The 20,075-nt window shown below is 54.0% G+C and carries 15 protein-coding genes; 10 read left to right on the top strand and 5 right to left on the bottom strand.

Annotated elements, in window-relative coordinates:
* Positions 1-215: 215 nt before the first annotated feature.
* The 9 genes from OGY06_RS15920 to OGY06_RS15960 all read left to right on the top strand — a co-directional run bounded on the left by OGY06_RS15920 (position 216) and on the right by OGY06_RS15960 (position 10,423).
* Positions 216-1,598 (top strand): glycoside-pentoside-hexuronide family transporter, encoded by a 1,383-nt coding sequence (locus OGY06_RS15920; protein WP_003827223.1) that lies wholly within the window; start codon positions 216-218, stop codon positions 1,596-1,598.
* A gap of 10 nt (positions 1,599-1,608) precedes the next feature.
* Positions 1,609-3,927, top strand: a complete 2,319-nt coding sequence (gene yicI / locus OGY06_RS15925) for an alpha-xylosidase (protein WP_286605694.1) — start codon at positions 1,609-1,611, stop codon at positions 3,925-3,927.
* A gap of 456 nt (positions 3,928-4,383) precedes the next feature.
* Positions 4,384-5,937, top strand: coding sequence for a BglG family transcription antiterminator (locus tag OGY06_RS15930; protein ID WP_063941168.1), 1,554 nt, complete (start codon positions 4,384-4,386; stop codon positions 5,935-5,937).
* A 26-nt stretch (positions 5,938-5,963) separates the two neighbouring features.
* Positions 5,964-6,434, top strand: coding sequence for a PTS sugar transporter subunit IIA (locus OGY06_RS15935; RefSeq protein ID WP_063941167.1), 471 nt, complete (start codon positions 5,964-5,966; stop codon positions 6,432-6,434).
* A 19-nt stretch (positions 6,435-6,453) separates the two neighbouring features.
* Positions 6,454-6,774, top strand: coding sequence for a PTS fructose transporter subunit IIB (locus OGY06_RS15940; protein WP_003827230.1), 321 nt, complete (start codon positions 6,454-6,456; stop codon positions 6,772-6,774).
* A 26-nt stretch (positions 6,775-6,800) separates the two neighbouring features.
* Positions 6,801-7,892: a PTS fructose transporter subunit IIC gene (locus OGY06_RS15945; protein ID WP_003827232.1), complete on the top strand. Its 1,092-nt coding sequence runs from the start codon at positions 6,801-6,803 to the stop codon at positions 7,890-7,892.
* A gap of 11 nt (positions 7,893-7,903) precedes the next feature.
* Positions 7,904-8,755: a class II fructose-bisphosphate aldolase gene (locus tag OGY06_RS15950; protein ID WP_003827234.1), complete on the top strand. Its 852-nt coding sequence runs from the start codon at positions 7,904-7,906 to the stop codon at positions 8,753-8,755.
* 80 nt (positions 8,756-8,835) lie between these two features.
* Positions 8,836-9,696, top strand: coding sequence for a ketose-bisphosphate aldolase (locus OGY06_RS15955; protein ID WP_003827236.1), 861 nt, complete (start codon positions 8,836-8,838; stop codon positions 9,694-9,696).
* 49 nt (positions 9,697-9,745) lie between these two features.
* Positions 9,746-10,423, top strand: a complete 678-nt coding sequence (locus tag OGY06_RS15960; protein ID WP_003827238.1) for a D-lyxose/D-mannose family sugar isomerase — start codon at positions 9,746-9,748, stop codon at positions 10,421-10,423.
* A 42-nt stretch (positions 10,424-10,465) separates the two neighbouring features.
* Here the strand turns inward: OGY06_RS15960 and OGY06_RS15965 are convergent, their stop codons facing one another.
* Positions 10,466-12,175: an AsmA family protein gene (locus OGY06_RS15965; RefSeq protein WP_286605696.1), complete on the bottom strand. Its 1,710-nt coding sequence runs from the start codon at positions 12,173-12,175 to the stop codon at positions 10,466-10,468.
* Positions 12,176-12,296: 121 nt separating this feature from the next.
* Positions 12,297-13,688, bottom strand: a complete 1,392-nt coding sequence (gene xanP, locus OGY06_RS15970) for a xanthine/proton symporter XanP (protein ID WP_003024026.1) — start codon at positions 13,686-13,688, stop codon at positions 12,297-12,299.
* 225 nt (positions 13,689-13,913) lie between these two features.
* Here xanP and gltS point away from each other — a divergent pair, with 225 nt between their 5' ends.
* Positions 13,914-15,119, top strand: a complete 1,206-nt coding sequence (gltS, locus tag OGY06_RS15975; RefSeq protein ID WP_003024029.1) for a sodium/glutamate symporter — start codon at positions 13,914-13,916, stop codon at positions 15,117-15,119.
* Between the two features lie 42 nt (positions 15,120-15,161).
* Here gltS and recG read toward each other — a convergent pair whose 3' ends face one another.
* From recG to spoT, 3 genes are read right to left on the bottom strand one after another with little or no spacing between them, the layout of a single operon-like run.
* Complete coding sequence (recG, locus tag OGY06_RS15980) at positions 15,162-17,243, bottom strand: ATP-dependent DNA helicase RecG (RefSeq protein WP_003827244.1); 2,082 nt, start codon at positions 17,241-17,243, stop codon at positions 15,162-15,164.
* Between the two features lie 5 nt (positions 17,244-17,248).
* Positions 17,249-17,938 (bottom strand): tRNA (guanosine(18)-2'-O)-methyltransferase TrmH, encoded by a 690-nt coding sequence (gene trmH / locus OGY06_RS15985; RefSeq protein ID WP_003827247.1) that lies wholly within the window; start codon positions 17,936-17,938, stop codon positions 17,249-17,251.
* A gap of 4 nt (positions 17,939-17,942) precedes the next feature.
* Positions 17,943-20,057, bottom strand: coding sequence for a bifunctional GTP diphosphokinase/guanosine-3',5'-bis pyrophosphate 3'-pyrophosphohydrolase (gene spoT / locus OGY06_RS15990; RefSeq protein WP_003024038.1), 2,115 nt, complete (start codon positions 20,055-20,057; stop codon positions 17,943-17,945).
* Positions 20,058-20,075 lie beyond the last annotated feature (18 nt).

Raw genomic sequence — 20,075 nt, forward strand, 5'->3', positions numbered from 1 at the left:
TTTAACTTCCGTTTCTCCATACCATGACCAGTTTCAAATAAATCCCCGCAAAATCCATTACTTACACTTAGACACATTTTCAGACGCTACCCTGATCACAGAAAACAAGAATCGTAATTTGATAACGAGATATCGGAATACCCGCGCTCACAGGGATGGTTTACAAGAACTGTAACCGGTATCAGTGCGTGTGAAAGTGCTAACAAGGATGCGTAATGAAAAGTGAGATTTTGTCCGTTAAAGAGAAGATTGGCTACGGCATGGGCGATGCCGCCAGCCACATCATCTTTGATAACGTTATGTTATATATGATGTTCTTCTATACCGATATTTTTGGTATCCCGGCCGGTTTTGTCGGCACGATGTTCTTACTGGCTCGCGCGCTGGATGCTATCTCAGACCCTTGCATGGGACTGCTCGCCGACCGCACCCGTTCACGCTGGGGGAAATTCCGCCCGTGGGTGCTGTTTGGTGCTCTGCCATTTGGTCTGGTCTGTGTGCTCGCCTACAGCACGCCGGATCTCAGCCTGCACGGCAAAATGATTTATGCCGCAATCACCTACACGCTGCTGACCCTGCTTTATACCGTGGTGAATATTCCCTACTGCGCGCTGGGCGGTGTAATAACCAATGACCCAACGCAGCGTATCTCTCTGCAGTCATGGCGCTTTGTGCTGGCGACGGCGGGCGGCATGCTCTCCACCGTGCTGATGATGCCGCTGGTGAATCTGATTGGCGGCGAAGATAAAGCGTTGGGCTTCCAGGGCGGGATTGCCGTGCTCTCGGTTGTGGCGTTCCTGATGCTGGCGTTTTGCTTCTTTACTACCAAAGAACGCGTGGAAGCGCCGCCGAGCAGCAACTCAATGCGTGAGGACCTGCGCGACATCTGGCAGAACGACCAATGGCGCATCGTCGGCCTGCTGACCATCCTCAACATCCTGGCCGTCTGCGTACGCGGCGGGGCGATGATGTATTACGTCACCTGGATTCTGGGTACCCCGGAAGTGTTTGTCGCCTTCCTCACCACCTATTGCGTCGGCAATCTTATCGGCTCTGCGCTGGCAAAACCGCTGACCGACTGGAAATGCAAAGTCAGCGTCTTCTGGTGGACGAACGCCCTGCTGGCGGTCGTCAGTCTGGCGATGTTCTTCGTGCCGATGCACGCCAACCTCACCATGTTTGCCTTCATCTTCGTGATTGGCGTACTGCATCAGCTCGTGACGCCAATCCAGTGGGTGATGATGTCCGATACCGTTGATTACGGCGAGTGGTGTAACGGAAAACGTCTGACGGGGATCAGCTTCGCGGGCACGCTGTTCGTGCTGAAGCTGGGTCTGGCGCTCGGCGGGGCGATGATTGGCTGGATGCTGGCGGGCGGCGGTTACGATGCCGCAGCGAAAACCCAGAACAGCGCCACCATTAGCATCATTATCGCATTGTTCACGATTGTCCCAGCTATTTGTTACCTGTTGAGTGCCGTGATTGCCAAACGCTTCTATACCCTGAAAACGCCGTATCTGACGGAAATCATGAGTCAGCTGGCTCACGGTGCGCACCGCAATCAGCAGGATTTTTCGACGAAAGAATTACAGAACTAAGGAACCAACGATGAAAATTAGCGACGGAAACTGGCTGACGCAGCCTGGCCTGAATTTAACTCACCCGATTCAGGTGTTCGAGGTCGAACAGCAGGGTAACGAGATGATTGTCTACGTTGCGCCGCGCGATGTGCGTGAACGTACCTGGCAACTGGATACTCCACTCTTCACCCTGCGCTTTTTCTCGCCGCAGGAAGGCGTGGTTGGGGTGCGTATGGAACACTTCCAGGGCGCGTTGGATAACGGTCCACACTATCCGCTGAACGTGCTGCAGGACGTCAATGTAAAGATACAAAACACCGCTGAATTTGCCGAACTGAAAAGCGGAAATTTGAGCGTGCGAGTCACTAAAGGTGAGTTCTGGTCGCTGGATTTCTTGCGTAACGGCGAACGTATTACCGGCAGCCAGCTGAAAAATAACGGCTACGTGCAGGACACCAACAGCGGGAAAAACTATATGTTTGAACGCCTGGATCTGGGCGTTGGCGAAATGGTGTACGGTCTGGGTGAGCGCTTTACTGCGCTGGTACGTAACGGTCAGACGGTGGAAACATGGAACCGCGATGGCGGCACCAGTACCGAGCAGTCTTACAAGAACATCCCGTTTTATCTCACCAACCGTGGTTACGGCGTGCTGGTAAACCATCCGCAGTGCGTGTCGTTTGAAATTGGCTCTGAGAAAGTGTCAAAAGTGCAGTTCAGCGTTGAAAGCGAGTATCTGGAATATTTCGTCATCGACGGCCCTACGCCGAAAGCGGTGCTGGATCGTTATACCCGCTTTACTGGTCGTCCGGCGCTGCCGCCAGCCTGGTCATTCGGTTTGTGGCTGACTACATCGTTCACCACTAATTACGATGAAGCGACGGTGAACAGTTTTATCGACGGGATGGCCGAGCGCAATCTGCCGCTGCACGTCTTCCATTTCGACTGCTTCTGGATGAAAGCCTTCCAGTGGTGCGACTTTGAGTGGGATCCGGTGACCTTCCCTGACCCGGAAGGCATGATCCGCCGCCTGAAAGAGAAAGGGCTGAAGGTCTGCGTATGGATAAACCCCTATATCGGCCAGAAATCCCCGCTGTTCAATGAACTGAAAGAGAAAGGTTATCTGCTCAAGCGCCCGGACGGCTCCCTGTGGCAATGGGATAAATGGCAGCCGGGCCTGGCGATTTATGACTTCACCAATCCTGAAGCCTGCGAGTGGTATGCCAACAAGCTGAAAGGTCTGGTGGATATCGGCGTTGACTGCTTCAAAACTGACTTTGGTGAACGCATTCCTACTGACGTGCAGTGGTTTGACGGTTCCGATCCGCAGAAAATGCACAACCATTATGCGTACATCTACAACGAACTGGTATGGAACGTGCTGAAAGAGACCGTCGGTGAAGAAGAGGCAGTGCTGTTCGCCCGTTCGGCCTCGGTCGGCGCGCAACAGTTCCCGGTGCACTGGGGCGGTGACTGCTATGCCAACTATGAATCAATGGCCGAAAGCCTGCGTGGCGGGTTGTCCATCGGCCTGTCCGGCTTTGGCTTCTGGAGTCACGATATTGGCGGCTTTGAGAATACCGCCCCTGCGCACGTCTACAAGCGCTGGTGTGCGTTTGGGCTGCTCTCCAGCCACAGCCGCCTGCACGGTAGTAAATCCTACCGTGTGCCATGGGCGTACGATGATGAATCCTGCGACGTGGTGCGCTACTTCACTGAGCAGAAATGCCGCATGATGCCGTACCTGTATCGCGAAGCGGCGCGCGCCAATGAACTCGGAACGCCGATGATGCGCGCAATGATGCTGGAGTTCCCGGACGATCCGGCATGTGATTATCTCGACCGCCAGTACATGCTGGGCGATAGCGTGATGGTTGCGCCGGTGTTTAGCGAGGCGGGTGATGTGCAGTTCTATCTGCCGGAAGGACGCTGGACGCATCTGTGGCGTAACGACGAGGTGGCGGGCAGCCGCTGGCATAAGCAGCAGCATGACTTCCTGAGTCTGCCTGTTTATGTGCGCGACAATACACTGCTGGCGCTGGGCTGCAATAACCAGAAGCCGGACTACGCCTGGCACGAAGGGACGGCGTTCCAGCTGTTCCATCTGCAGGAGGGTCGGGAGGCGATTTGTGAAGTCCCGGCGGCTGACGGTTCGGTTATCTTCACGCTGAAAGCGACGCGCACGGGTAATACCATCACCGTGCAAGGAAGTGGCGAAGCGCGTAACTGGACGCTGTGTCTGCGTAATATTACGCAGGTTAGCGGCGTGAAGGGCGGCTCGTCTGTGGGCAGTGAGTGGGGAACGGTTGTCACGCCGGATGCGATTGTGCTGACGATTACCCTGTAAGTAAATCTCAACGTGGGCTGGATGGCGACGTAATGCGTTTTATCCGGCCCACGCTGCGAGCAGCATTCCAGATCTGAAAATCTAAAACATCCTGAATTAAATTTTTAACTCCCCATATTTGCGAGCGGTGTCACTCTGATTCCCACGAAAAATGTGATCTGCGCCGTAAATATCTCACTATTTCCTCTTTTTGTCTTATTTCTGTCCGGATTACTGGACACGATTTAGTATTGTTGGCGCATCGTAGTCCTCTTATATTTATCATCACGGATTACACGTGGAGCATAAATGCTTCTTTATAACCTAAATAATTCGAGTTGCAGGAAGGCGGCGACGCAGCGAATCCCCTGAACGTACATAAGTACGTGACTGGGGTGAGCGAGGAAAGCCAACGCACATGCAGCTTGAAGTATGACGGGTATAGATATTTAATCTGGTATGTAATAAGGGTAAATAATGCAAATGATTACCTCGCGACAAAACAGATTATTAAAATTTCTTCTGTCTAAGAAGGAATATGTCACGCTGCTGAAAATTGCCGAGTATTTATCTGTTTCAGAGAAAACTGTGCAGCGCGATCTGCGCTTACTGGAACCATGGTTATCAGAATGGAAAATAGCCATCGATAAACGTGCTGGTGCTGGGGTGATATTAAGTGCCGATAATATTACCGACCTTTTATATATGGACCAGTTATTAGGAACGGAGGGTGATGATGCTGACGGCATGATGAATAATTCACGGCGAGTAAAGATAGCTTCACAATTATTAAGCGAAACGCCGCATGAAACGTCGATCAGTAAATTATCCGAACGTTATTTTATTAGTAGCGCATCGATTGTGAACGATTTGAAAGTAATTGAATCCTGGATTACCCCACTGGGCCTGTCGTTGATTCGCAGTCAGAGCGGCACGCACATCGAAGGTAGCGAGAGCGGTGTGCGCCAGGCGATGGCATCGCTGATTAACGGTGTGATTAACCATAATGAACCTGGTAACGTGGTTTATTCACGCCTTGACCCGGGCAGTTATAAAGCCTTAGTGCATTACTTTGGCGAAGAAGACGTTTTATTTGTCCAGACGTTATTACAGGAAATGGAGAACGACCTGTGCTGGTCGCTCGGCGAGCCTTATTACGTCAATATCTTTACCCATATTCTGATCATGATGTACCGCATCACGCGTGGCAATGCGCTTCCGAGAAAAGAAGAGAGCATCACTACCTGTGATGAGAACATATTTTCCATTGCCAGTCGCATGATTCAGCATATCGAAAAACGCATTGCCCACCCGCTGCCTGAAGACGAAGTCTGGTTTATATATCAATACATTATCTCCTCGGGTGTGGTGATTGAAGAGCATAATGACGTGAGTGTGATTGGTCATATGCACTCCAGCGACGAAGCGCGTTTGATTACCCATCGGTTGATTGCCACCTTCGCCGAGATGGTCGACAGCGATCTTAGCCAGGACACGGCGCTGTATGACGGATTGCTGATCCACATTAAGCCGCTGATTAACCGACTGAACTACCAGATCCGCATTCGTAATCCGTTGCTGGAGGATATCAAAGGCGAGTTGCAGGACGTGTGGCGTCTGACCCAGTGTGCGGTAAATCGGGTGTTTAGCGGTTGGGGCGAGCGGGCCGTGTCGGAAGATGAAGTGGGATATTTAACCGTGCATTTTCAGGCCGCAATGGAGCGTCAGATAGCGCGTAAACGCGTACTACTGGTCTGTTCAACGGGTATCGGCACTTCTCACTTACTCAAAAGCCGTATTCTACGCGCCTTTCCGGACTGGACTATCGTCGGCGTGGTGTCGGCAGGCAGCCTGCCCTCTGTACTGACGGACGATATTGAACTGGTGGTATCGACGATTAATTTACCCGCGGTTGCCATGCCGGTCGTGTATGTCACTGCCTTCTTCAATGATGCGGATATTAAGCGGGTAACAGAAACGGTTATTACGGAAAAATTACATCGGGCGACGTCGCTGGTCGTTGAAAATTAATGTCTGAACTCCATGAGGTATGATTGATGGACATCACGAAAATACTCAATACAAATCGCGTTATTTTGGACATGAAGGCTACAAGCAAAACGGAGGCTATTGAGGAACTGACGGATATTCTGCAAAAAGATGGAGCAATTAGCTGTCGCGAAACGTTTATTCAGGATGTCTGGCAACGTGAGTCAGAAGGCTCGACCGGCTTCGAAAACCATATTGCGATCCCGCACGGGAAATCCTCGGCGGTGGTCAATACCACGCTGGCGATTGGGCGTACCCGCCAGGAGATTCCCTGGGAAACCCTGGACGGCAGCAATGTACGGTGCATTATTCTGTTTGCCGTACGTCTTGAAGATCAAAACACCACCCATATTCGTCTGCTTTCGCAGGTTGCTGGCGCGTTGGCAGATGACGACATTATTGAACAACTATTAGTTGAAAGTAGTCCACAAAAAATTATTGAGCTTTTTAGCCAATATGCTGAATCCAATGTCTGCTAAATAAAATGTGGAGCATGTTATGAATATTGTTTGTGTTGCCGCCTGTACGGCGGGTATTGCGCACACCTATATTGCCCGTGAGAAGTTAATTAAAGGTGCCAAAGCGCTTGGTCATAATATAAAAGTTGAAACCCAGGGCACCATTGGCACAGAAAACGAACTGCTGACAGAAGATATTTCTGCGGCTGATGTCGTAATTCTTGCTGTCGATGTAAAAATAAAAGGGGAGGAGCGATTTTCAAACAAACGCATTGTGCGAGTAAAAACTGAAATCGTCATAAAGTCGCCCATTCAGTTTCTTGAAAAGGTCGAAAAATCATTAGTTAATAATAACCAGTAGCGATCCTCATTCTGGAGGGATTTCACATGAGTGAAAATAAAATTCCGCTATCTCAGGAAATAAAAAAACATTTATTAACGGGAATTTCGTGGATGATCCCGTTAATTGTCGCCGCCGGGATCTGTATTGCTCTCGGGCAAATACTTGGCGGCACTAACGTCGGTGAAAAAACAGGAACCATTCCCTGGATGCTCAACCAGATTGGCGGCTGGGGGATGGGGTTAATCGTACCGCTGATTAGCGCGGCGATTGCGTACTCCATTGCTGACCGTCCGGGATTCGCGCCGGGTCTGATTGTCGGCTTCGTCTGCGGAGAAATTCATACCGGTTTTATCGGCGGGATGCTGGGCGGATTTCTGGTCGGTTATACCGTCCTACTGCTCAAGCGCTATATCCGTTTGCCGCAGTCGATGCAGGGGTTGATGCCCATCATGGTGCTGCCGGTACTGAGTACCGTTATCGGCGGCCTGTTGATGATGACGCTGATTGGCAAGCCGATTGCCTGGCTGCAGGACGCGTTGATTCATCTGCTGGAGTCTATGCAGGGCGGATCCCGCTTTCTGATGGGCGCTATCCTCGGTGCGATGGCGACATTCGACTTCGGTGGGCCGGTGAATAAAACCATGTCGTTGTTTGCTGACGGCATGCTGGTCAGCGGCGTGTACGGTCCGGAAGCGGTGAAGTTTGTCGGTTCGATGATCCCTCCATTTGGCATTACGCTCTCTTTCCTGCTGACGCGTCACAAGTACACCCGTGCGGAACGTGAGGCGCTGAAGGCCGCATTCCCGATGGGGATCTGCATGATTACCGAAGGGGTCATTCCGATTGCGGCACGCGACCTGCTGCGCGTGGTGGGCTCCTGCGTGGTGGCATCGGCGATTGCGGGTGGCCTGATTATGGTGTGGGGTGTCGAAAGCCCGGTACCGCACGGTGGCATGTTTGTGGTTCCGCTCTTTACGCATCCGCTGCTGTTTTGCCTGGCGCTGGGGATCGGTACGGTGATTTGCGGCGTCATGCTGTCGCTGTGGAAGAAACCGGTAACCGAGCGTGATGAAGAGTTTGACGAACTCAGCGATCAAAAGCTGAAAGACGAAGAAATCACCTTCACCCTGGAATAACCGGAGGCCGTATGTTTGCCGATATGAAAAGCATGGTGACCAAAGCCTGGCGCGAGCAGTACGCGCTGCTGGCCATCAACTGTATGAACCTGGAAAGCGCCCGCGCAGCGGTGCGAGTGGCGGAGAAACACCGTGCGCCCATCATTCTGAATTTGTATCAGGGGCATCTGGAGCATTTTCCGGCCCCGATAGCGGCAGCGGTGGTCAAAACGCTGGCAGAGGAAGCCTCGGTACCGGTCGCGCTGGCGCTGGATCATGGAAAGGATCCTGTACGCATTCGCCAGGCTTTTCGCGCCGGATTCAGCGGCTTAATGATCGACGCCTCCGCCTTTGCGCTGGAGGAGAACATTCGCCAGACCCGGGCGGTGGTTGAGCTTGCAGCCAGCGTTTCTCTGTGCGTGGAAGGCGAGCTGGGTCATTTGGCCGATGCTCCGTGCTATGACCACGCCGCTAACGCTGATTTGATGACCCAGGCCGCCGACGTGGAACCCTTCATCCAACAGACCGGGATCGATTTGCTGGCGGTGTCGGTGGGTACAGCACACGGCATGTACGCGCCGGGCATTACACCTGCTATTGATTTCCTGCGGCTGGAGGAAATAGCCCGGTTATCAACGGTGCCGCTGGCGCTGCATGGCGGCAGCGGAACGCCGTTTGACCAGCTACAGCGCTGCCCGACGTTTGGTGTCGCCAAGATAAACGTTGGTGCGGCGGTTTTCGAAGCCGGAAAGGCTGCGCTACTGCATACCCTGTGTCGCGACACATCCGGTGAACTCGTTGATGCCCTGGCCCTGATGGAACAGGCCTGCGAGGAAGCCATTATTCCGTACCTGCAGGCCAGCGGCGCTATCGGCAAAGCCTGATTCATTTTCTGTAACGCCTTCTATGCCTCTGCGATGACGCACTGGCAGGGCTTTCTACACCCTGAAACTGGAGAATTAACATGTTAGTTTCGATGAAAGAATTACTGCAACCTACCCGTCAGCACGGTTTTGCCATCGGCGCATTCAACGTGGCGGACAGCTGCTTTGTACGCGCAGTAGTGGAAGAAGCGGAAGCGACCAACACCCCGGCGATTATCTCCATTCACCCCAGCGAACATGATTTTGTCGGCGATGCGTTTTTTAGCTACGTCCGTGATATCACCATGCGTAGCCCGGTTCCCTTTACTCTGCATCTGGACCACGGCGCTTCGGTTGAGCATGTCTTGCGGGCGATTCAGTGTGGGTTTACCTCGGTGATGATTGATGGCTCGCTGCTGCCATATGAAGAGAACGTGGCGCTGACCCGCGAAGTGGTCAAACTGGCGCATGCGGTAGGTGTTTCGGTGGAAGGGGAGTTGGGAACGATTGGCCAGACCGGGACGTCAGTGGAAGGCGGCGTGTCGAAGGTTACTTATACCGATCCTGCTCAGGCAGAGGATTTTATCGCCCGAACCGGTGCAGACACGCTGGCGGTGGCGATTGGAACCGCGCACGGGATCTACCCGAAAGGGATGCAGCCAGAGCTGCAAATGAACATCCTGCGCGATATCGCCGGACGTGTGGATATTCCGCTGGTGCTGCACGGCGGTTCCGCGAACCCGGATGCGGAAATTGCCGAATCCGTGACGTTGGGCGTTGGCAAAATCAACATTTCCAGCGATATGAAATACGCTTACTTCCAGAAAGTCCGCGAAATTCTGGCGAAAGAAACCTGGTGGGACCCGAACGTAATCTATCCGGAAGCCATTAGCGCCGCGCGGGACGTTATCCGCCACAAAATGAAACTGTTCGGTTCAACCGGCAAAGCATCACTTTACTAACGGCATGCAGGCGGGGCGACCCGCCTCTTTCGCAACAAGGAAAAGTGGAATGAAGCGTTCACACATTAATTATGCCGTCGATAAAGCGCATGCCATCGCTGAGACTTTTCGGGTCTGTCTGCCTGATTTTGCGTATTTTACGGTCGATGCCTGGCGGCAACAGGATCAAACTCTGTGGCGTGAAGTGCGCGATCTCCAGTTGGGCTGGGATATTACCGACTTCGGGCACGGAGATTTTGCGCAAACGGGGCTGACGTTACTAACGTTGCGCAATGGTTTGATGGGGTCAGCGGACTACCCCAAACCGTACGCCGAAAAGATGTTGCAAATTCAGCAGGATCAGCAAACGCCATGGCATTTTCATCGCCATAAAATGGAAGATATCGTTAATCGCGGCGGCGGTGATTTGTGTATGCAACTGGCGTGGGCCACGCCTGATGATGAGTATGACGCCCGACGCGTTGTTGAGGTTAGCGTGGATGGTCAGCGGCGTACAGTTAACGCTGGCGAGACGCTGGTATTGAAACCGGGACAAGGAGTGTGCCTGCCACCGCGCTTGTATCATCGCTTTTGGGCGGAGAAGGCGTTTGTGCTGGGCTGGGAAATCTCGATGGTCAATGACGACCAGCATGACAACCACTTTTTGGAACCTGGCGGTCGCTTCCCGTTGATTGAAGAAGACGAGCCGGTGAAATGGCTGTTGTGCAGTGAATATATTCGCTTATGAGCGTGAGTAGGCCCGGTAAGCGAAGCGCCACCGGGCAATAAATCATTGTGCAGGTGGTGGTGCAGTGACTTCACTCCCCGAAACCACGCCCGCCTGCATGGTTTGCGTTACCTGCTGTTTCTCCACGTTCACCGCATGCAGCTGACCGTTGACCGTTGGCTTGAGCGGCACATAGGCCTGAATATTGCCGCTGGCGGTAAGCTGGATGTTGCCATCGCCGGAAAGCGGCAGTGCGGGCCAGCCCCACTGCTGCAGGATCGTCATTGGCACGCCGCGCCCGTTCAGACTGACCTGCGTCTGGCGCTGAGGTAGCTGCGAAATGCTGGCAGTGGCCTCCAGCAGTCCTTTTTCCGTATAGGCGCTCAGTTCGCTGAAATTGATGGTGCTGCTGTTTGCCGTCAGCGCCAGCGAAGGGCGACGCACGTCGGTACGGTTAAAGGTAGCGGCAGCGGCGTTGAGGGTGGCGCTACCGCTCCAGATCCCCCACTGATTGTTCTGTACCAGCCCGAGGTTAGCACCGTAGCCGTCCAGCGCGGTGAGCTGCCACGGGAAATTGGGGTCGATATCTATCACCAGATTACGGCTGGCACTAAATTTCTTCAGCGTCAGGCTGTTTAACCACGCTGGCAGGGGTTTCATCCACAGCTGCTTCCAGTTTTCCGGCAGCGTGTATTCCAGACCAGCAATAGCGGCATCGTCAAGGACCAGTGCTTTGTTGCTGCGCATCCAGTTTCCGGATGTTCTGACCATACCGCCTTCCCAGCGGGTGGTGAACTGGCGCAGCGCAATGCCCTGAGGTGAGAACTCGGCGTTCAGAATCGGATCGAAGAAATGCAGAGAGCCGTAAATAAACTCGCTGGCGTTCATCGACAATTTTCCTTCCTGAGTTTGCCAGTCGTCCTTGCTGAAGGTCATGTTGCGCAAGCTCAGATCGAGATCCGTCACCGCCCAGTCGGGGCCTTGCAGACGGGCATCCGTCACTTCCAGACGACCAATTTGCAGGGAAGGAATAGTGCTTAACGGGGCAAAGAAGTCGGCCAGCGATTTGTCGCTTTGCAGCCGGATATCGTTCAGGCGCAGATTCTCCACAACCCAGCTCCCGTCTGCATTGCGTTGCGCTACGCCGGTTAATGCCCCACGCGCCACGTCAGCGCCAATATTGCTTAGCGTCACCCGGTCATGGTCGATGCTGCCTTCAATCAAGACGTTGGTAGTTGGAACATCGTTGAGCGTCAACGAACTGGCGCTGAGCTGAATTTGCGCTTTGCTCCCGAGAATTTTACCTGCCTCAGGGCTCCAGGGAATGACGCCGCCGTTAACGCGCTGGGCGCTGAGGTTCCACTCGCTGCCGGGGCTGTTAAGCGCCATATCCTGCAATTGCAGGCGATCGGCCTGGAACGGCAACGGCGCTGTTTGCTGGGAAAGATTCAGCGTGCCGTTTTGCAACAAAATGGTGTCTACGTGCAGCGGGTCGGTGATTTGGCGGCTACTCAGCCCAATATCGACCGTTTTAGCGACCAGCGTTGCGGGCTGACCATCCCGGCCAAAGGTGACGTTTTCCAGCAGAATATGGGAAGGGGAAGAAAACCGGTGATCGATGGCATCAAACGCCAGATGGTAGCTGCTGTTCTCCGAAACCCAGGCGCTGACGTGCTCTGCCCCCCAGCGGGTTTGCAGTAGAAAATAAAGGCCGAGGATCGCCACTGCAAGGGCGATCAGCACGTAAAGAAGCAGCTTTCCAATAAATTTCATGGTCTTCCATCCCGCGAAGTGCACATAGTCAAGTTATGCACGATTTATGCGCAATGCTCAAGGCGGGAATGGTGAAAGAGCGTTACAGCGGCGTTGATTCAGAACCAACGCCGTATTTTGCTTATTGCTTTTCTGGCGGGAATACCAGATTCAGAACGATTGCGGTAATACCGCCAGCGGCGATACCGGAAGAGAGCAGGTTTTTCACCCAATCCGGGGCGAACTGGAGAATCAGCGGCTGCTGGGAAACACCCAGACCAACTGCCAGCGACAGCGCGATAATCAGAATCGCGCGGCGGTTCAGCGGCTCGCGGGACACAATACGCACACCGGATGCTGCAATAGTACCGAACATTACCAGCGTTGCGCCGCCCAGTACCGGCTCAGGAATATGCTGTACAAAACCGCTGACTGCCGGGAACAGGCCCAGCGCGATCAGCATCAGCGCCACCACAAAACCAACGTAGCGGCTGGCGACGCCCGTTAACTGAATAACCCCGTTATTCTGGCCAAAACAGGAGTTCGGGAAGGTGTTGAACACGGCGGAAACAAACGAGTTCAGACCGTTCGCCAGCACGCCGCCTTTCAGGCGCTTCATATACAGCGGACCAGAAACCGGCTGCTCGGAGACATCAGAGGTGGCCGTAATATCGCCGATGGTTTCCAGTGAAGTGATCATAAAGACCAGCATCAGCGGCAGCAGTAAACTCCAGTCGATGCCCAGGCCATAATACAGCGGCGTTGGCACCATCAGCAGGTCCTGACTTACCGGTGCGGTATTTTGCGGCAGCATGTCCATAAACCAGGCCAGCAGATAGCCTGCCGCCATCGCAATCACCAATGACGCAACGCGCAGGTAAGGGTTGCGTTGACGGTTAAGCAGGATGATTAGCGCCAGCACCACGCCTGCCAACAGTAAATTCTTCGGCGCACCAAAGGTGTTGTCGCTCATTGCGGCATAGCCACCGCCAATCGATGTCAGACCCACCTGAATCAACGACAGGCCGATAATCATCACTACCACCCCTGAGACCAGCGGAGTAATAATACGACGCGCCAGGTGCAGGACACGCGAGATAACCATCTCGGTGCAGCTTGCCAGCATCAGTGTACCGAACAGCGCCGCCATCATGGTTGGGACATCTGCGCCACCGGTTTTTAGCGCCGTACCGCCCATAATCAGTGGCGCAACAAAGTTAAAGCTGGTGCCCTGAATGGATAGCAGCCCTGAGCCTACTGGTCCCCAGGCTTTGATCTGAATGATAGAAGCTACGCCGGAGGCGAACAGCGACATACTGATAATGTGTTGAGTATCCTGAGCCGGTAAACCAAGCGCCTGGCAAATTAACAGAGCAGGGGTGATCACCGCGACGAACATGGCCAGCAGATGCTGACAGGCGGCAAACAGGGTCTGGGCTAACGGGGGGCGATCTTCAAGACGGTAAATCAGTTCACTGTTGTGAGTCTGCGCAACCGGTTGCGCATTTGTTGACTCTACGGCGTTAACGGACATCAGAGGCAATCCCATGGTGGAAAAGCGGTGATTTTATCTGACCAGGGCAGAAAAGCAAACGTTTGCCAGCAGGTATTCTTAATATTTAAAACGGATAAACAAACATTTTTATATAACTTTTCATCATTTTCTGCTTAAAATCCACTCCGAAAACTCAATAAGAGCTAAAAATCGGTCTGGAATGCATCGTGCGTGATTGTGCTAAACGCACTAATGGAGCTGTAAATGTTTTATCTCGATACGTTATCAACGCTGGTTGCGGCAACCCTTGTGTTGCTGCTGGGACGTAAGCTCGTCCAGTCTGTTTCCTTCCTGAAAAAATACACCATTCCCGAACCCGTTGCAGGTGGATTGCTGGTGGCGATTGCGCTGCTGGTGCTGAAAAAAAGCATGGGTTGGGAAGTGAACTTCGATATGACCCTGCGCGATCCGCTGATGCTGGCCTTTTTCGCCACTATCGGTCTGAACGCCAATATCGCCAGTCTGCGTGCTGGTGGCCGCGTGGTGGGTATCTTTCTGATTGTGGTTGTTGGCTTGTTGCTGATGCAAAACGCCATCGGTATTGGTATGGCGACCCTGCTGGGTCTGGACCCGCTGATGGGTCTGATCGCTGGCTCGATCACCCTCTCTGGTGGACACGGAACCGGGGCCGCGTGGAGCAAGCTGTTTATTGAACGTTATGGCTTCACCAATGCGACTGAAGTGGCGATGGCTTGCGCAACGTTTGGTCTGGTGTTGGGCGGACTGATTGGCGGCCCGGTGGCACGCTATCTGGTCAAACACTCCACCACGCCAGACGGTATGCCGGACGATCAGGCCGTGCCGACCGCATTTGAAAAGCCGGACGTTGGGCGCATGATCACCTCGCTGGTGCTGATTGAAACCATTGCTCTGATCGCTATCTGTCTGACGGTGGGTAAAATCGTTGCGCAAATGCTGGTTGGAACAGTGCTGGAATTGCCGACCTTCGTCTGCGTGTTGTTTGTTGGGGTGATCCTCAGTAACGGTCTGGCGCTACTGGGTTTTTATCGGGTGTTCGAACGTGCAGTTTCGGTGCTGGGTAACGTAAGTCTGTCGCTGTTCCTGGCGATGGCGTTGATGAGCCTGAAGTTGTGGGAACTGGCTTCACTGGCCTTGCCGATGCTGGCAATCCTGGTTGTGCAGACTATTTTCATGGCGCTGTACGCGATATTCGTCACCTGGCGCATGATGGGTAAGAACTACGATGCCGCCGTGCTGGCAGCCGGACACTGTGGTTTTGGCCTCGGCGCGACGCCGACGGCGATTGCCAACATGCAGGCGATTACCGAACGTTTTGGACCATCCCATATGGCGTTTCTGGTGGTGCCGATGGTGGGGGCGTTCTTTATCGATATCGTCAACGCGCTGGTGATTAAGCTGTATCTGCTGTTACCGATTTTCGCGCAATAACGGCTGTGCGGCGGGGTAACATCCGCCGCAGCTATGAATTAACTACGCGTTGGAGTAGCGTTCGGTTTCCGGCATCCAGCGCTCTATCAGTGCCAAGGCCTGTTGCGGATAACGTTCGTGAATATGGCGGGCAATGCGCTGAACTTCCGGGATAATCGCCTGATCGCGCAGTAAATCTGCGACCTTGAATTCTGCCGTTCCGGTCTGGCGAGTACCTAACAGCTCGCCGGGGCCGCGAATCTCTAAATCTTTTTGCGCAATCACGAATCCATCGTTGCTGTCTCGCAGAACCTGCAGGCGTTTCTGCGCGGTTTTAGACAGCGGTGATTTGTAGAGCAGGACACAGTGGGAGGCCACCGCGCCACGGCCTACGCGACCACGCAACTGGTGCAACTGGGCCAGACCTAAGCGTTCCGGGTTTTCAATAATCATCAGGCTGGCATTGGGTACGTCCACGCCCACTTCAATCACCGTGGTGGCAACCAGCAGATGCAGTTCACCCTGCTTAAAGGCCGCCATTACTGACTGCTTCTCAGCGGGCTTCATGCGCCCGTGTACCAGGCCAATATTGAGTTCTGGCAGCGCCAGTTTAAGCTCTTCCCACGTCGCTTCTGCCGCCTGAGCTTCCAACAAGTCAGACTCTTCAATCAGCGTACAGACCCAGTATGCTTGACGTCCTTCGTGGGTACAGGCGTTGCGCACGCGATCAATAATATCGCTGCGGCGGGTATCCGGAATGGCGACTGTGGTGACCGGCGTACGCCCCGGAGGGAGTTCATCGATAACCGATGTGTCGAGGTCAGCATAGGCTGTCATCGCCAGGGTGCGCGGAATCGGCGTGGCGGTCATGATTAGCTGGTGTGGATGGAAACCCTGCTGCTGACCTTTCTCCCACAGTGCCAGACGCTGATGTACGCCGAAGCGGTGCTGTTCGTCGATGATAACCAGCGCCAGCCCGTTGAACTGCACCTGTTCCTGGAAAATCGCGTGCGTGCCGACAATCATCTGCACCTGACCGCTGGCGATAGCTTCCTGTTGCGCCAGACGCGCTTTACCTTTCTGCTTGCCCGCCAGCCAGCCCACTTCAACGCCCAGTGGCGCGAACCAGTTGCGGAAGTTATTTGCATGCTGTTCAGCCAATAATTCGGTAGGAGCCATTAGCGCAACCTGTTTACCATGTGCGATAGCCCGCAGCGCAGCCAGCGCGGCAACCAGCGTTTTACCGGAGCCGACATCACCCTGCACCAGGCGCATCATCGGCACATCCAGCGCCATATCGCGTTCAATCTCAGCGGTAACGCGGGCCTGCGCGCCAGTAGGTTTGAACGGCAATGCTGCCAGCAGCTTATCTTTTAGCGCGTTGTTAGCACTTAACGGCTGGGCGTGAAAACGCTGTGCCCCGGCGCGTAGCGCCAGCATGCTGAGGTTATGCGCCAGCAGTTCTTCGAGAATCAGACGTCGCTGCGCCGGATGTTGTCCGGTTTCCAGATCGCTGAGTTGCAGCGACGGTGGGGGGCGGTGCAATGTGCGCAGTGCTTCGGGTAGGCTCATCATGCCCTGTAACAGCTCTGGCGGCAGCAGTTCGGCAATGGCGCAGGTATCGAGCAGATCCAGTGCCTGATCGGTCAGCTTGCGCAGCGTGGCCTGCTTCACACCTTCGGTGGTTGGATACACTGGTGTGAGTGTTTCCTGCAATTCTGGCGTGCTGAGATCGCCTTGTACGCGGTATTCCGGGTGAATCATCTCTGCGCCGTATTTCCCGCGTTTGGCTTCGCCGTAGGCCAGAACCCTACGCCCGGTAGCAAGGCTGTTTTTCATCGCTGCACTGAAGTTGAAAAAGCGCATGGTGAGAATCCCCGAGCCATCGCTGATTTGACAGGTCATCATCCGGCGGCCGCCGAAGGTGATATTGCAGTTCAGCACTTCGCCTTCAACGGTGGCATAGACACCCGGCAGCAGTTCGCCAATTGGGTACAGATGGGTACGGTCTTCGTAACGCAGAGGAAGGTGGAGCAGGAGGTCCTGCACGGTGTGCAGGCCAATTTTCGCCAGTTTACTGCTTTGCGCTGCGCCAACGCCGGTCAGAGAGTTGAGTGGGATGGCATCCAGTAAACGGCCTTTCATCGCGTTTATCTCGCAGATTGCATAGTGGCCCACCACGTTGCATCGGCTTCAATTTCGCCCTGCGTGTTTACGTGAGGGTAGGGAAGACCTTTGCGCTTAGCGACATTCGCCAGCACCGGATAACCGCCTTCAAACAGTAAGCGCTGTTGCTCATCTTGTGGCAGCATGCTGTTTTCTCGGCGGTACATCCCTGCGTTTTGCCGCTGGCGCTGTGCTTCGTACAGAATCAGCGCAGAGGCGACAGAAACGTTCAGCGACTGCACCATGCCAGTCATGGGAATGATGATGTCCTGATCAGCCAGATCCAACGCTTCCTGAGTGATGCCGGTTTTCTCCTGGCCCATCAGGATGCAGGTGGGGCGCGTGTAATCAATCTCGCGAAAATCCACGGCTTTATCTGACAGATGGGTTGCCAGGACCTGCATGCCCCGGCTTTTTAAATGTGTGACCGCATCGCCAATAGTCGGGTGGGTCTTGACTTGCACCCAACTGTTACTGCCTGCGGCAGAAGAGAGCATAGTGCGCATGCGGCTACCCGGCCAGACGGCGTGGACTTCATGCACGCCGACCGCATCTGCAGTACGAATAATCGCAGAAACGTTATGAGGTTTGTGAACCTGCTCCATGCAGACGGTCAGATCGGGCTGACGACGTGCGAGCATCTCGCGGATACGTGCATAGCGCTGTTCATTCATAAGACTAGTTTCGGTTACGGGTGACTTTTATCACGTCCGGCATGACGCGGATTTTGCGCATGATATTCGCCAGGTGCACACGATCGCGAGCGGTCAGGCGAATAAAGGCGCTATAAACGCGGCCATCTTTCTCTTCCGTATTCAGACTTTGAATATTGGAGGTGGTCGTGTTGATTGCCGCCGTCAGGTTCGCCAGAGCACCCTGGTGGTTAAACATATCCACCTTAATCTCGGTGATGAATTCCTGCTCCGTCTCTTTATCCCATTCCACCGCCATAAACTTCTCTGGCTCTTTCTGGTAGCCACGAATATTACGGCAGGACTCATGGTGGATCACCAGACCTTTACCCGGACTGACGTGGGCAATGATTGGATCGCCTGGAATTGGACGACAGCATTTCGCGAAGGTGATCAGTACGCCGTCAGCGCCTTTGATCGGCAGATGACCATGGCCGGATTGTGCTGGTACGTTCGCTGTTGCTTCGCCCTGCTGGAGGTTTTTCGCTACCACCACGCTCATGGCGTTACCCAGACCGATTTCTGCGAGCAGATCGTCAAGCGTGGCGAGCTTCATGCGCTCAAGCTCACGCTGAATGCTCTCTGGCGGGATCTCAGCCAGTTTACGGCTACCGCCCAGGGCATGGTTGAGCAGTCGACGCCCCAGACTGACGGAATCATCGCGCTTGAGGTTTTTCAACAGTTGGCGAATCTTGGCGCGCGCTTTCGAACTGACGACGAAGTTTAGCCACGCGGCATTCGGACGTGCGCCCGGCGCGGTAATAATCTCAACTGTCTGACCGCTAAAGAGCGGTTGTGAAAGCGGGTAAGGCTGTCTGTCTACGCGTGCGCCGACGCAGGCGTGACCGATATCGGTATGCACAGCGTAGGCGAAGTCGACAGGTGTTGCACCGGCAGGCAGTTCGACAATGCGCCCTTCCGGTGTGAAAACATAAATCTCATCCGGGAAGAGATCAGATTTAACGCTTTCAATAAATTCAAACGAGCTACCGGCGCTCTGCTGCAGTTCCAGCAAGCTTTGCATCCAGCGCTGAGCGCGGATTTGCGCAGTGGTGCTGCTTTCGCCGCCGTGCTCTTTGTAAGCCCAGTGCGCAGCGACACCCATCTCTGCCATCTGGTCCATGTCTTCAGTACGAATCTGTACTTCAACCGGGACGCCATGAGGGCCGATCATTGAGGTGTGCAAAGACTGATATCCGTTCGCTTTCGGAATGGCGATATAGTCTTTCACGCGACCAGGGCGTGGTTTGTACAGGCTGTGCATCTGGCCGAGTACGCGATAGCAGGTATCGGAATCATGAACGATGACGCGAAATGCGTAGATATCCATGATGGAGTGAAAACGCTGCTCTTTGAGCACCATTTTGCAGTAAATAGAGTACAGGTGCTTCTCACGCCCGCTTACGCGACACGGAATACCTGCCTCCTGCAAACGCCCTTCGATTTCCGAGAGGATTTTTTGGATCATCTCTTTGCGGTTGCCGCGAGCGGCTTTAACCACTTCTTTAATCACGCGATAGCGGTTTGGGTACAGCGCTTCAAAACCCAGCTCTTCCAGCTCGGTTTTAATGTGATGAATACCTAAACGGTGTGCCAGCGGACTATAGATTTCGAGGGTTTCGCGGGCGATGCGGCGACGCTTGTCCGGGCGTAATGAGCCCAGCGTGCGCATGTTGTGGGTGCGGTCGGCAAGTTTGATGAGAATGACGCGGATATCCTGCACCATCGCCATAATCATCTTGCGAAAGTTTTCAGCTTGCGCCTCTTTCTTATCGCGAAACTTAAGCTTATCAAGCTTCGATACCCCTTCTACCAGCTCTGCAACGCTTTTACCAAAAAGCTGTTCCATGTCCTGATAGGTGGCTGGGGTATCTTCAATCACGTCATGCAGCAGCGCAGCCATCAGCGTTTCGTAGTCGAGTTTCATCTCGGCCAGAATGCAGGCTACCGCTACCGGGTGCGTGATATAGGGTTCACCGCTTGAACGTGTCTGGCCCTCGTGAGCGTCACGTGCAACGAGATACGCCTGCCGAAGACGCTTAATCTGGTCTTCCGGCAGGTAGTTTTGAATCAGTTGATTCAGGCTTTCAAACAGATACAAGGGCGACCCGCTTTGTGA

The organism is Citrobacter sp. Cpo147 (genome assembly GCF_030332405.1).
GTDB classification, from domain to species: domain Bacteria; phylum Pseudomonadota; class Gammaproteobacteria; order Enterobacterales; family Enterobacteriaceae; genus Citrobacter; species Citrobacter portucalensis.